The organism is Pseudoxanthomonas sp. J35 (genome assembly GCF_000513995.1).
Lineage (GTDB): Bacteria > Pseudomonadota > Gammaproteobacteria > Xanthomonadales > Xanthomonadaceae > Pseudoxanthomonas.
Genome location: NZ_AZVB01000008.1, coordinates 104,370 through 117,665, shown reverse-complemented (window position 1 = coordinate 117,665; position 13,296 = coordinate 104,370). Strand labels below are relative to the sequence as shown.

Sequence of the window (13,296 nt, the reverse complement as noted above, 5' to 3'; positions counted from 1 at the left end):
GGGGAGATAGATCAGTGTTCTGTTACAAGTGTCCCGATCTGGCGATGGCCATCACCAGCCGCAGCGAGAGCAATCCCGCAGCAGCGAAAGCCACCATAGCCAGGAAAGGCATGTGACCGAACACTTGCGGGCCGTCGGAATGCAGGCTCAACAGCGCACCGCTTACGTACAGGCCCAAGGTGACCAGGGCCAACGCCAGCCGGTTGCCCGTGCGCGCGATTGCCTCCTGCGTGGAACTCAGGCCATGGTGGTGTACGGAGAAGGCGGGTCGTCCGTCGCTCAGTTGCGCCTGCCGCAACAGGTCGGTGGCGATCTGTGGCAATTGGCGCGCAGTGCGGGCCAGCCGCATGGCAAGCGGCCTGTTGCCGCCGGGGCGGCTGGCATCGGCAATGTCGGCGATCGCGGCCGCCTGCGCGGACAGCGTCCCCAGCAGGTCCAGATCCGGATCCAGCGCCCGCAGCGTGTTCTCGACCAGGAACAGCGTCCGGATCAGGGACAGCAGGTGGGCCGGAAGCCGGAATCCTGCGCCCTGCCCAATGCGTGCCACGCGCCAGATCGCCTCGGCAATGGACCACTGCGCCAGCGGACGGCTGGCCATCTCGGCCAGGATCAGGTGGATCTCGCGCACATGCGAGCGTCGCTCGACCTGCGGCGGGAAGAAGCCCAAGGCGATTGCCGCATCCAGCACGCCTTCGGCGTCGTCGGCGGCGATGGCCTCGACCATGCCGCCCAGCGCGAGCCGGGATGCCGGGTCGAGCACGCCGATCGAGCCGAAGTCATGCAGGCACAGGCGACCGTCGTCGAAGAAGAACAGGTTTCCCGGATGCGGATCGGCATGGAACACGCCGGCGCCGAAGAGCTGATGCACGTAGGCATCGAGCAGCGCGCTCGCCAGCGCGGGAGCGGCCGCTGTCCCGTAGGCGGCTTCCAGACGGGTGCCGTGGCTTCGATCCTGGACCAGCACGTCGCGGGTGGCATAGGGCTCGACGACGTGGGGCTGGGTGATGCCGGGCAGCGCATCAAGCACCCGGGCCATGCGCCGCATGTTCTGCGCCTCGTGACGCATGTCGATCTCGTCGCGCAGGAATGCGCCCAGTTCGTCCACGAGTTCGAGCGGGCGGTGTCGCTTGAGTGGTGGCCAGAGCCACTGGGCGACGCGCATCGTGCGCCGCAGGAGCCGCAGGTCGGCCTGCACCTGGGCATGGATACCGGGGCGGGTGATCTTGACGACCACATCGCGACCATCATGCATGCGCGCCGGATGGATCTGGGCCACCGACGCCGCGGCCAACGGCTTGTCATCGAAGCGGGCGAAGAGCGCGTCCACCGGCGCGCCGAACGCCTGTTCAACCATGCGTCTCGCCTCGTCCGCCGGAAACGCCGGCACGTCGCTGTGCAACCGCGACAGCGCATCGCGATAGGGCGCCGGCAGCAGGTCCCAGCGCAGGCTCAAGCCTTGGCCCAGCTTGACGAAGGTGGTACCCAGCCCCACCAGGGTGGTGCTGACGTATGCGGGAAGCCGATCGGGTGCGCGCCGGCGCAGGCGCAGCACGGCGGCCCCGAGCTTCAGTCCGGCCCAGGCGATCTGCCCTCCGCGCCGCACCGTGCCCGCCATCAGCGCGAGGTCCTGGCCGGCCGGCTCACGATGCCGGCCCCGCTTCCGCGCGCAGGATGGCGGTCGGATCGCCGCGACCATCCACGGCCGCCAGTTCCGCTTCGGACAGCAGGTTGTCGCGGGACTCGCCGAGGACGCCCGCAGCCGCGTCAACCACGTGCGCCCAGGTGCTGCGGTTGGCGAACAGCAGGCCCGGCACGTCCAGTGTGCCGCCCCGGTTGACGAAGCCCAGCGCCGCGGTCGTGGCCGGGCCGGTGTCGATGCGGCGCAGCGCGCCGAGGAAGGGCTCCGGACGGGTGTGGGTAACGAATACGCGCGGCCGGCCCACCGGAAACAGCGCTTGGACCGCACTGTCGGAGTGCACGTACCTTGCCTCCTCCGGATCGCGGGGCGCGCGGAACCGGCCGGGTTCGGCGAGATAGACGATCGCGGCCGACATTCCGCGTGCGGCCAGACGCGCCTGTGCGCGGCGCACTTCCTGCAGCTGGTACGCGCCGGTGGCCACCAGCAGGATCGCCGCCGTCTCCGGATCGCCGGCGAGGCATGTTGCGCCGGTCTCGGCCAGTGCCTGGGCCTGCTGCGGGGTCAGCTCATGAGGCACCGGACGCTTGGGAACGACCAGTGTGGTGACCGTGCCCCGTTGCGCGTAGGCGTGGGCGAGGGCCGCGGCGGCGCCGTTGGCGTCCGGGGGAAACACCACGCGCGATATGTCGGCCATTTCGCCCAGGAGCGCCTCGGCCATGGTCGGATCCTGATGGGACTGCTCGTTCTTCGCGTTCTCCCACGTGTGCGAGGTCAGCACCAGGGGCACGCCCAGCCAGCCGGGCGGTCGCCCCGCCTGTGCCTGGTGACGGGCGAAGATCAGTTCCTGGCACACGGCGCCGAGCATCTTCGGTGCGAACGCTTCGTAGGTCACCACCAGGTTCAGCCCGCCCTTGTTGCCCAGCGCGGCGCAGACCACGGCCTCCTCGTTGAGCGCGGTGATGACCGTGCCGGTGGTCGATTCGGCGACGCCGGGCTCGGGCTCGTGCACCCGGTGCTTCATGGTGTCCAGGGTACGGTCGAGCTTGTTGCTGCGCAGCTCGTCGGGATTGCCCACGCGTACGCGCAGCCCGGGGTTCGCTTCGGCGATGGCGATAAACTGCTCGTCGAGCGCGGTCATCGGCGAGCTCTTGCCGCCGACGCCGCGATCGGCAATGGCTGGAACGCGGGGCGGGTCTATCTGGCGATCGGCGAGCGCATGGTCGCGCTCGCGCACACGCTGCTGCAGGTCGTGGCTGTTGAGTGCGGCAATGGCCTCATCCAGTTCGGACGCGGCCACGAACAGCGCCGCTGCGCCTTCATTGAAGAGCGTGCGCGCCGCGGCATCCTTCGCCGGATTCCCCGGCAGCGGCAAGTTGTGCGAGGCGTTGGTCCCGGCGCCGGGGAAGCCGAAGCCCTTGACGGTTTCGGCGATGCCATAGGGCAGCCGCACGTCGGCGGGAACAGCGGCGCCCGCTTGCAGGCGCGACTCCATCACGTGGATGCCCCACGCGATGCTGGCCGGATCGCGCCCGTCCAGCGCGATCGGATCAAAGCCGTTCAGGCGCAGGTGCCGGTCCAACCACCGCTCGCCGCCTTGCTGGGTGATCTGGCTGCGCTGTTCGATACGCCGCCCGTTGAGGATGATGATCGGGCTGACCAGCCCGCTGTCTTCGGCACGCCACCAGCGCGGCGCCCAGTCGCTGCCGCGCTGTTCTTCGAACGCACCGTCGCTGAGGAACGCCACCAGGCGTTCGTCCTTGAGCGGCGCATGCACGTACTGAAGCTCGGCAAAGCCGAGATAGCCACCTTCCATCACGCCCCCGGCGGTGTGCGCATTGACGTGGGAGCCGAGGGGCGACGCCGGCGTTCCGTCCGGATTGAGGGTGTAGGCATAGAAGTCGCTTACGAACCGGCTCAGCCCTTCGTCGGTGCGGTCGTAACGTTCAGCGTGCCGGTCGGTCATGTTGCCAACCAGCACGTTCAGCGCGTCGATGGCGGCCACGCAGTGCCCCTGGCCCATCATCCACGCGCGGGTGACGCCATCCAGGGAATCCATCAGCAGGTAGCCGGCGTAGGCGGGCACCATGTTGAGGGACCCGCCGGTGTGGCCTTCGGGCGTGGCCTTGAAGTCATCGGCCTCGAGGGCCGCGCCGTCGGTGCGGACCCGCTGGCTGTAGGTCATGTGCGCCACCAGCCACATGCCGGCGCTGGTAACGCGGTCGGCCGCGGCGAGCCGCTGCCAGGCGGTGCCGGCATCGGGTGTGCGGCCCAGGGCCACCAGCTCGTCCACCATCTGGCGGACGCGCAGCTGGGTGAGCGGGTCATGCCGGATCACGCCGTAGCCGGCCGCCCAATGGGCGAACGCCGGATCGGCCTGCCGGTGGGCGTCGGCGAGTTCAAGGATCCGCTGGCGCTCGGCGGCCGACAGCTGGTCGGCGGTGCAGCAGTTGAGATGCAGGTTCATGGGTCCTCCGGGGAATCGGTCGAAGCGGTCATCAGGGTCGATGCCGCGGCGGCGAGGTCCGCACCCAGCGCGATGGCGTTGGAGGGGTGGGAGATGGTGTCAGTGCTGACGATGCGGGCCAGGCCCGCCTCCTGCAGGCGGGCGTAGGCGTCGCCTGCGAACACCGGATGGATGGCGACCAGCAACGGCGACGGCAACGACAACCGGCGCAGGTGTGCGAGGGTCTCCAGGATCGTGTGGCCGGACGACACGATGTCGTCGATCAGCACCGGAGTCCGACCAGCCACGGCTGCCGGGTCGGGCAGGCTGACGCGCACGTCGTAGTCGCCGTGCCGCTCCTTGGCCAGCACCTGGTAGGGCATGCCGGACAGGGCGGCGATGTCCGCTACCCACTGCTCGCTCTCGCTGTCAGGGCCGATCAGCACCGCGTCTGGGACCGTCTCCGCGATCCAGCGGGCCACGGCCGGCGTCGCCGACACGTGGACCGTCGGAATGCGGTAGAGCGACTGCAGGCGCTCGACGCGGTGCAGGTGCGGGTCCACGGTCACCAGCCAGTCGAAAGCCTCTTCGAGGAATTGCGCAAACAGCGGTGTACTGACCGCCTCGCCGTGATGGAAGCGGGTGTCCTGGCGCATGTACCCCAGGTAGGGCGCGATCAGGCCGACCGAGCGCGCTCCGAACTCGCGCGCCGTTCGGGCGGCGAAACGCAACGGGAGGGCCAAAGCATCGGCGTGGCGCAGGCTGGCCAGGATGGCCACATCCGCGCCAGCCAGCGCGTCGTCCAGGGTGACCAGCGACTCGCCATCGGGAAAGTGCCGCCAAGCCACAGGTGCAATGCGCGCCTGCATAGCCTGGTTCATGGTGCTGGCCAATGCTGCATCGGCCGGGAAAGGCATCAGCACACGGGTCATGGAACCTCTCCAAGCACAAAGGGTTGCAGCGTCGCGGCGTGCTCCAGGGCGTAGGCCAGTTCTCCCGGCGACTCCGCATGCAGGGTCATCATGGGCTGTCCGCGCTCGACCGTATCGCCGATCCGCAGACCGGTTTCGAGGCCGGCGGTGGGGGATGTCGGGGCGCCGGCCAGCTTGGCCAGTTTGGCCAGCCTGCGGTTGTCGATCGCCGCGATGCGGCCCGATGCAGGCGCCGGGACGTCGGCGGTGAACGCCGCCCGTGGCGGTTCGCGGAAGCCTCCCTGGGCCTCGCAGATCGCCAGGAACTTGGCCAGCGCCGCCCCGGAATCCAGCACGCCGCGCGCGCGCTCCAGTCCGGTGCCGGCGTTGCTGCCCGGTGCCATGTCCAGCAGCGCCGCGGACAGCGCAAGTGCGCGTTCGCGAAGGTCGGCGGGTGCATCGGCTGCATTGCGCAGCACCTTGAGCACATCGTGCGCCTCGAGCGCCGGGCCGATGCCCCGACCCACCGGCTGGGTGCCGTCGGAGCGATGGATGGCCAGCTGCAATCCAAGCGCGCTGGCGGTGTGTGCAAGCCGCGAGCCGAGGCTGTCCGCCGCAGCCTCACTGCGCACCTTGGCGGTCGGACCCACCGGCATGTCGATCAGCACGTGGGTGGAGCCCGCCGCGATCTTCTTCGACAGCACGCTGGCAACCAGTTGGCCGTCGCTGTCGAAGTCGAGTGGCCGTTGGACCCGGATCAGGATGTCGTCGGCCGGGCTCAGGCGCACGTTGCCGCCCCAGACGATGCAGCCGCCCTCGCGCTCCACCACCCGCCGCATCGCCGCCAGGTCGAGCGCCACCGGCGCCATGACCTCCATGGTGTCGGCGGTGCCCGCGGGCGACGTGATCGCGCGCGACGAGGTCTTCGGAATGCGGTAGCCAAGCGCGGCCACGATGGCCACCACGATCGGGGTGGTGCGATTGCCCGGCAGGCCGCCGACGCAGTGCTTGTCCAGCACCGGCCCATCGCCCCAGTCCAGGCGCTGGCCAACCGCGATCATGGCCCGCGTCAGCGCGGTCGTCTCGACGTTGTCGAGGCGGTCGCCCGCGCTGGCCGTGACGAAGGCGGCAAGCTCCAGGTCCGACAGCCTGCTTTCCATCACGTCCTGCACCAGGGCGAGGTACTGCGCGTCGTCCAGCCGTGCCCCGAACACCTTGGCGCGGAGCGCGCCTGCCGACGCCGCGGGTTCCGCGTGCCGAACCCGGGCCAGTGCATCCGGCATGGGTTCGAGGAGCGTCCACGCGGTCTCCGAGAGCGCCACCTCGTCCAGGCCGAGCCGATCGTCCACGACCACGTTCAGCGTCGCCACCAGCGTGCGCGCGCCGACGTCCAGCCTCACGCGCGTCATCGCGGCAAAGCCTTCCGAGCGGCAGACTTCGCAGTCACGGTGCATATAGACCACCGGCTGCTGGTAGGTGTCGATGCCGGCACGGGTGACGCGCAGCAGGGTGTGACCAGCGGCCAGCTCGCTCATCGCGCATCCTCCAGTCCAACGCGCTCCAGGTGCTCCGGAACGCGCGCGCGCCAGCCCAGCTCACGCTGCACGCGCCCGCGCAACGTGTCGGCTGCATCGGGCTCGCCGTGGGTGAGGTAGACGACGCGCGGCGCGGACGGCGCGGTGCGCATCCAGTCCAGCAGTTCCCCGGCGTCGGCGTGGCCGGAGAAGCCTTCCAGCTGCACGACCTCGGCGCGGATGGGGACCTCGCGGCCAAACATGCGCAAGGTTCGCTTTCCTGCCGCCAGCGCGGCACCGCGTGTTCCGCCGGCCTGGTAGCCCGCGAGGAGGATCGCGTTGCGGTCATCGGGGCCGAACGCTTCGATGTGGTGCAACACGCGCCCCCCGGTCGCCATCCCGCTGGCGGAGATGATGATCATCGGCCCGCGCTGGCGGTTGAGCGCCTTCGACTCTTCCACCGTGTTGACGAAGGTGGCCACGTCGAACATCCGCTGGCAGTCCTCTTCGGACACGTGGTGCTCGGAATGGTGGGCGTGGTAGTGCCGGGTCGCGTTGATCGCCATCGGGCTGTTGAGGTAGACCGGGACGCGGGGAATCTCCTGCCGCTCACGCAGCCGGGCGATGTGAAGCATGAGCGCCTGGGCGCGGCCGATGGCAAAGGCGGGGATGACGATCACGCCCCCGCGCGCGGCAACACGGCGGATGATCGGGGCCAATTCCGCTTCCTGGTCGATCGGGACGTGTTCGCGATTGCCATATGTGGACTCGCAGACCAGTACGTCGCAGGCGGGCAGGGGCGTCGGCGGATTCATCAGCGATTCCTGCTGCCGTCCCAAGTCGCCGCTGAAGTGCAGGCGCTGCCCCTGGACATCCAGGCTGACGTGGGCGGCGCCCAGGATGTGGCCTGCGGGGTGGAAGCGCACCGTGAAGCCGGGCGCGACCTCGATGTCGCGTTCATGGTCATGTCCCTGCAGCTGCTTCAGGCTGCGACGGGCGTCCTCTTCCGTATAGAGCGGTCGCGGCTCCTTGTGCTTCGAGTAGCCCTTGCGCGCGGCGTACTTCGCCTCTTCTTCCAGCAGGTGCCCGCTGTCGGGAAGCAGCAGTCCGCACAGGGCCACGCTGCCGTGGGTGCAGTGGATCCGGCCGCGGAATCCCTGCTTGACCAGCGCCGGCAGGTAGCCCGAATGATCCAGATGGGCATGGGTCAGGACCACCGCGTCGATGGACGCCGGATCGACTGGGAACGGTGCCCGGTTGCGGTCGCGCAGCTGCTTGTAGCCCTGGAAGAGACCGCAGTCGACCAGCACGCGCTGGCCATTGGCCTCGACCAGGTAGCGCGATCCGGTGACGGTGCCGGCGGCACCGAGGAACTGCAGCGTCGGGCGGGAAGTCGAGGTCATGATGAGCTCCGGTTCTGGCAGGAAGTGATGGCGGAGAGCGGGCGCACGTCCGGCGCAGATCGCGCCGGACGCGTGGCTTGCTCACGGTCGAATCAGCTCGACGATGTCATTGACCTTGGGCTTTCCGGAGATCACTTCAGCCTCTGCGTAGTGGTCGTCGAACAGCCCGGTAATGCGCACCTGACCGACGGCTTCCCGGCGAAAGCGCGGCCCGATATCCCGAGGACCGCGGTTACGGCGCTTGTGCCGGATCACATCCAGCACCTGGTCGACCTGGGCTCCGTCGGCCTTGCCGACGCAGACCACCAGTGTGTCGTCCTGCGTCTCCAGAACCTGGCCGCGCATCAACACGTTGTGGCGGAACCCGCCTTCGCTCGCGGAAGCAACCCCCGGCAGTGCGAAGGAGAAGGCGAAGGCGCCCGCCAGCGCCAGCGCGGCGAACCAGCGATTGGGATTGGTGCGTGGGCCAGAAAAACAGGCGGCATGTGTGACGTTGTTCATTGTGTGGACTCCTTGCATGGATGTGAGGCGAAACAGCGAGACTGCTAGAGCACGAAGGGATGGAACACGACGGTCGGCCTTCATCGGGCTTCCCCCGCCGATCGGACAGGACCGCGCCGGCGTCGCGGTATGAAGGCCGGCACCTCCTGCATATAGCTCACGTAGTCCTCGCCGAAGCGGCTCAGGCAATCCCTCTCCTCACGACGCGCGAGGCGGGCATAGGCCCACACCAGCACCGGATAGCTGACGAGCGTGAGCAGCGTGGGCCACTGCAGGAGGAAACCGGTCAGTACGAATACGAAGGCGACGTACTGCGGGTGACGCAAGCGCGCATAGACGCCCTCCCGGGCAAGCCGACCCTCACGCTGTGCCCGATACAGCACGGGCCAAGCTGCCGACAGCAGCCAGAAGCCGCCGCCGATCAGGACGAAACTCGCGAGGTGGAATGGACCGAAATGCGGATTGGCGCGCCAGCCGAACCACATCTCCAGCAGATGGCCGGCGTCGTGGCTGAGCCAGTTGACCTGCGGATAGTTGGCGCTGAGCCACCCGCCCAGGACGTACAGCGTCAGCGGGAAGCCATACATTTCCGCGAACAGGGCCACGACGAATGCGGAGAACATCCCGAACCCACGCCAGTCCCACCGGGTCAGCGGTTTGTAGAAGCTCCAGGCGAAGAAGATGAAGAACGCGGCGTCGATGGCGGCGAGGAGCCAAAGACCGTAGCCGGAGTCAGGTGCGTGCATGTCATCGTCCTCCGTTCGAGGGGCCGGACGTTTCGTCATCCAGCGTCCGCGTGCGCCGGCTCTCATGCTGGCCGTGAGGTGTGTCGTCGGCATTGCTGTCGCGCCCATGACCGCCGTGACCGCCATGCCCCTTGTGCATGAACACCTGCAACAGGGGGCATAGCAGCAGGATCGCCAGCGGCAGCCAGCGGAGCGTTCCCGCAAGGTGGGCGCGGTGCTCGAAGCCGAGATAGAACAAGGCCAGCGCCAGGAAGATCCAGAAGACCCAACGTCGGGACCCCGAGGTGGCAGGACCGGGGACAGTCATGGCAAATTCTCCTGAGTGGGGCGGCGTCCAAGGAGGCGCCGCGGGGTGGACCTGACGAACCCGCCGCCCTCAGCGGCGGCAACGGATTCGATCAATGCGCAGACATCGTTGCCAGTCGGGATGGAATCCGGCAGCGAAGACCAGGCGTGGACGGCATGTTCCATCCGCGCGTGCATGGCGAGCAGGTTGTCCAGTTGCTGGCGGGTGTCGTCGAGTCGGCGTCGGATGATGTCCCGCACAAACGGGCAGGGACTATGTCGCAGCAGGCTGTGGCGGATGATCTCCTCGATCTCCGCCAGCGTGAAGCCGAGCTGTTGGGCGGTGCGAATGAAGTGCAGGCGCTGGAGCTCCGAAGCCGAGAACAGTTGGTAGCCACTCTCGGTGTGCCTCGCCGCCTGCAGCAGGCCGCGCCGCAGATAGTTGCGCACCACATGCACCGTGACGTCGCCCTGTCGGGCCAGCTGGCGGACCGTCATCAGCGGCGGTACTGCTTTGTCGGTGACCGTCATTGGCGCACTCCCGGCAGGGTGTAGGTCAGGCTAGACCTGTGTCTCGCACACAGGTCAACCTGCATGAGCGTGGTCGCAGTCACAAACGCCCGAGACTGTCGCCAACGGGCGCAAGTCCACGTCCGCGCGTGCGCGGACGATCCGTCCGTGCATGTGTTGAACGGCCGCATCACCGCATCTCCACGGGCAGCGCAGTGGGTGCCGGCGGCTTCCTGGCCAGTTGCCGCTGCTTGATCAGCGAGTACAGCGCCGGGATCACGACCAGGGTCAGCACCGTGGACGACACCATGCCGCCCACCATCGGCGCGGCGATACGACGCATGACCTCGGAGCCGGTGCCGCTGCTCCACATGATCGGCAGCAGGCCAGCCATGATCGCCACCACGGTCATCATCTTCGGACGTACACGGTCGACCGCGCCTTCGATGATCGCTTCGCGCAGGTCGCCAGCATCCAGCGAGCGGCCTTCGGCCTGCCTCTGCGCGGCGCGCGCCTCCAGCGCGTGGTCGAGGTAGATCAGCATGACCACGCCGGTTTCAGCTGCGACGCCGGCCAGCGCGATGAAGCCGACGATTACCGCGACGCTGGTGTTGTAGTCGAGCAGCCACATCAACCACACGCCGCCGACCAGTGCGAAGGGCACCGACAGCATCACGATCAACGACTCGGTGACCCGGCGGAAGTTGAGGTACAGCAGCAGGAAGATCAGCGCCAGCGTCACGGGGATGACAACGCGCATCTTGTCGGCGGCGCGCTGCATGTATTCGTACTGTCCACTCCAGGTCACGTAGTAGCCAGGCGGGAACTGCACCTGCTCGGTGACCGCTTCCTGCGCAGCCTTCACGTAGCGGCCGAGATCGCTCTCTCGGGTGTCGATGTAGATGTACGCCGCCAGCATCGCGTTCTCGGTGCGGATGCTCGGCGCACCCTTCCTGACCTCAATCCGCGCCAGTTCGCCCAGCGGCACCTGGGCGCCGCCGGGCACCGGCACAAGGACTTGGCTGCCTATCCGGTGCGGATCGTCGCGGAGTTCGCGGGGATAGCGCACGATCGCGCTGAAGCGTTCGCGGCCCTGGAGGATGGTGGTGACGATCTCGCCGCCCAGCGCGGCGGCCACCACGTTCTGCACCTCGCCCAGGGTGACGCCGTACTGGGCCAGGCTGCCAAGGTCGGGGGTGATGTCGAGGTAGTAGGCGCCGGTCAGGCGTTCGGCGAACGCGCTGGTCGTGCCCGGCACTTCGCGCACCACGGCTTCGATCTCGGTGGCCAGCGCGTCGAGTTGCTCAAGGTCCGTGCCGAAGAGTTTGATGCCCACGGGCGTGCGGATGCCGGTGGCCAGCATGTCGGTGCGCGCCTTGATCGGCATCGTCCAGGAGTTGGCGACGCCCGGGAACTTCAGCGCCGCGTCCATCTCGGCGATGAGCTTGTCGGTGGTCATGCCGTCCCGCCATTCGTCCTCGGGCTTGAGGTTGATGACGGTCTCGAACATCTCCAGCGGTGCGGGATCGGTGGCCGTCAGGGCACGGCCCGCCTTGCCGAACACCGACTCCACTTCCGGGAAGCCCTTGATGATCCGGTCCTGCTGCTGCAGCAGCTCCGAGGCCTTGGTCACCGACATGCCCGGAAGCGACGCGGGCATGTACAGCAGCGTGCCTTCGTTGAGGGTTGGCATGAACTCGCTGCCCAGCCGCGATGCAGGCCACAGGCTTGCAAACAGGGCGACCAACGCAAACATGATTGTGGCCATGCGATGCCGCAGAACGACGTTGATCACCGGCCGATAGGCCGCAACCAGGAACCGGTTCACCGGATTCTTGTGCTCGGGCACGATCTTGCCGCGCACGAACAGCAGCATGAGTACCGGTACCAGCGTGATCGACAACAGCGCGCCACCGGCCATCGCGAAGGTCTTGGTGAAGGCCAGCGGCTTGAACAGGCGACCTTCCTGAGCCTCCAGGGCGAACACGGGCAGGAACGAGACGGTGATGATCATCAGGCTGAAGAACAGCGCCGGCCCGACCTCGCGACAGGCATCGATGATCAGCTGGGTCCGGCTGCGGGAGCCGTCGGAGCGCTCGATGTGCTTGTGCGCGTTCTCGATCATCACGATCGCCGCGTCGACCATCACGCCAATCGAGATCGCGATGCCGCCCAGGCTCATGATGTTGGAGTTCATGCCCAGCATGCGCATCGCGATCACCGCGATCAGCACGCCGACGGGCAGCATGACGATCGCGACCAGCGCGCTGCGCGCATGGAACAGGAATACTAGGCACACCAGTGCGACGATCAGGCTCTCCTCGAGCAGCGTCGTGCGTAGCGTCTTGATCGCGCGCACGATGAGATCGGAGCGGTCGTAGACCGCCTGGACGCTGACGCCCTCGGGGAGTCCACTCGCAAGCTGGGCGATCTTTTCCTTCACCCCCCCGATCACGGCCAGGGCGTTTTCGCCGAAGCGCGCAATGGCGATCCCGCCCACAACGTCGCCTTCGCCGTCCAGGTCGGCGATGCCACGGCGCTCATCGGGTACCAGTTCGACCCGGGCGACGTCGCCGATCAGCACCGGTGCGCCCCCTTCGGCGCGCAGAACCAGGCTCTCGATATCCTCGATACCGCGCAGGTAGCCGCGGCCCCGCACCATGTACTCGGTCTCGGCCAGCTCGATCACGCGGCCGCCGACGTCGCGGTTGCTCTCGGCGATCACCTCGGACACGCGTGAAATCGGGATGTCGAACTCGCGCAGCCGGACCGGATCGACGGTGATCGAGTACTGGCGCACGAAGCCGCCGACGCTGGCGACCTCGGCCACGCCGGGCGCGGTGGTGAGCTGGTAACGCAGGTACCAGTCCTGCATCGCGCGCAGCTCGTCCAGCGAGTGGCGGTCGCTCTGCAGCACGTACTGGTAGACCCAGCCCACGCCGGACGCGTCGGGTCCCAGTGCCGGTGCCACGCCAGCCGGCAGGTTTTTCGACGCGACGTTGAGGTTCTCGAGCACGCGCGAGCGCGCCCAGTACAGGTCCGTGCCTTCTTCGAAGATGACGTAGATGAAGGAGGCGCCGAAGAACGAGAAGCCGCGGACGTCCTTCGACTTCGGCGTCGCGAGCAGGGCGCTGGTCAGCGGATAGGTGACCTGGTCCTCGACCACCTGGGGCGCCTGCCCCGGGTACTCCGTGAACACGATCACCTGCACGTCCGACAGATCCGGTTGTGCGTCCAGCGGCGTGTTCATCAGTGCGTAGATGCCACCGGCGACAATCGCCAGCGCCATCAGCAGCACCAGGAAGACGTTGCGCACCGACCATTCAACGAGACGGCCAAGCATG

At 67.9% G+C, this 13,296-nt stretch carries 10 protein-coding genes; all 10 read right to left on the bottom strand.

Annotated features, from left to right (window positions below):
* Positions 1-22 precede the first annotated feature (22 nt).
* Positions 23-1,696, bottom strand: coding sequence for an AarF/UbiB family protein (locus PSEJ35_RS0106780; protein ID WP_232207594.1), 1,674 nt, complete (start codon positions 1,694-1,696; stop codon positions 23-25).
* Complete coding sequence (locus PSEJ35_RS0106775) at positions 1,641-4,103, bottom strand: xylulose 5-phosphate 3-epimerase (RefSeq protein ID WP_232207593.1); 2,463 nt, start codon at positions 4,101-4,103, stop codon at positions 1,641-1,643. Before PSEJ35_RS0106775 ends, PSEJ35_RS0106780 begins: the two co-directional genes overlap by 56 nt.
* On the bottom strand, positions 4,100-5,014 hold the full coding sequence (locus PSEJ35_RS0106770) for a ribose-phosphate diphosphokinase (RefSeq protein WP_028917126.1): 915 nt from the start codon (positions 5,012-5,014) through the stop codon (positions 4,100-4,102). Before PSEJ35_RS0106770 ends, PSEJ35_RS0106775 begins: the two co-directional genes overlap by 4 nt.
* Positions 5,011-6,528, bottom strand: coding sequence for a thymidine phosphorylase family protein (locus PSEJ35_RS0106765; RefSeq protein WP_028917125.1), 1,518 nt, complete (start codon positions 6,526-6,528; stop codon positions 5,011-5,013). The genes PSEJ35_RS0106770 and PSEJ35_RS0106765 overlap by 4 nt, the downstream gene beginning before the upstream one ends.
* The gene (locus tag PSEJ35_RS0106760) at positions 6,525-7,910 is read right to left on the bottom strand and encodes an MBL fold metallo-hydrolase (protein ID WP_028917124.1); all 1,386 of its coding nucleotides are present in this window, start codon (positions 7,908-7,910) and stop codon (positions 6,525-6,527) included. The genes PSEJ35_RS0106765 and PSEJ35_RS0106760 overlap by 4 nt, the downstream gene beginning before the upstream one ends.
* Before the next feature lie 81 nt (positions 7,911-7,991).
* A complete protein-coding gene (locus PSEJ35_RS17185; RefSeq protein ID WP_156924749.1) occupies positions 7,992-8,411 on the bottom strand; it encodes a hypothetical protein in 420 nt (139 codons plus the stop codon).
* 80 nt (positions 8,412-8,491) lie between these two features.
* Positions 8,492-9,157 (bottom strand): isoprenylcysteine carboxylmethyltransferase family protein, encoded by a 666-nt coding sequence (locus PSEJ35_RS0106750; RefSeq protein WP_028917122.1) that lies wholly within the window; start codon positions 9,155-9,157, stop codon positions 8,492-8,494.
* 1 nt (position 9,158) lies between these two features.
* Positions 9,159-9,464 (bottom strand): DUF2933 domain-containing protein, encoded by a 306-nt coding sequence (locus PSEJ35_RS15645; protein ID WP_084635469.1) that lies wholly within the window; start codon positions 9,462-9,464, stop codon positions 9,159-9,161.
* The gene (locus tag PSEJ35_RS15640; RefSeq protein WP_051412559.1) at positions 9,461-9,973 is read right to left on the bottom strand and encodes a MerR family transcriptional regulator; all 513 of its coding nucleotides are present in this window, start codon (positions 9,971-9,973) and stop codon (positions 9,461-9,463) included. The genes PSEJ35_RS15645 and PSEJ35_RS15640 overlap by 4 nt, the downstream gene beginning before the upstream one ends.
* A gap of 169 nt (positions 9,974-10,142) precedes the next feature.
* Complete coding sequence (locus PSEJ35_RS0106740) at positions 10,143-13,295, bottom strand: CusA/CzcA family heavy metal efflux RND transporter (RefSeq protein WP_028917121.1); 3,153 nt, start codon at positions 13,293-13,295, stop codon at positions 10,143-10,145.
* Position 13,296 lies beyond the last annotated feature (1 nt).

Excerpts from the sequence above, each read along its gene's own strand:
- PSEJ35_RS0106780 (WP_232207594.1), bottom strand. The coding sequence starts at position 1,696 with ATGGTCGCGGCGATCCGACCGCCATCCTGCGCGCGGAAGCGGGGCCGG.
- PSEJ35_RS0106775 (WP_232207593.1), bottom strand. The coding sequence starts at position 4,103 with ATGAACCTGCATCTCAACTGCTGCACCGCCGACCAGCTGTCGGCCGCC.
- PSEJ35_RS0106770 (WP_028917126.1), bottom strand. The coding sequence starts at position 5,014 with ATGACCCGTGTGCTGATGCCTTTCCCGGCCGATGCAGCATTGGCCAGC.
- PSEJ35_RS0106765 (WP_028917125.1), bottom strand. The coding sequence starts at position 6,528 with ATGAGCGAGCTGGCCGCTGGTCACACCCTGCTGCGCGTCACCCGTGCC.
- PSEJ35_RS0106760 (WP_028917124.1), bottom strand. The coding sequence starts at position 7,910 with ATGACCTCGACTTCCCGCCCGACGCTGCAGTTCCTCGGTGCCGCCGGC.
- PSEJ35_RS17185 (WP_156924749.1), bottom strand. The coding sequence starts at position 8,411 with ATGAACAACGTCACACATGCCGCCTGTTTTTCTGGCCCACGCACCAAT.
- PSEJ35_RS0106750 (WP_028917122.1), bottom strand. The coding sequence starts at position 9,157 with ATGCACGCACCTGACTCCGGCTACGGTCTTTGGCTCCTCGCCGCCATC.
- PSEJ35_RS15645 (WP_084635469.1), bottom strand. The coding sequence starts at position 9,464 with ATGACTGTCCCCGGTCCTGCCACCTCGGGGTCCCGACGTTGGGTCTTC.
- PSEJ35_RS15640 (WP_051412559.1), bottom strand. The coding sequence starts at position 9,973 with ATGACGGTCACCGACAAAGCAGTACCGCCGCTGATGACGGTCCGCCAG.
- PSEJ35_RS0106740 (WP_028917121.1), bottom strand. The coding sequence starts at position 13,295 with ATGCTTGGCCGTCTCGTTGAATGGTCGGTGCGCAACGTCTTCCTGGTG.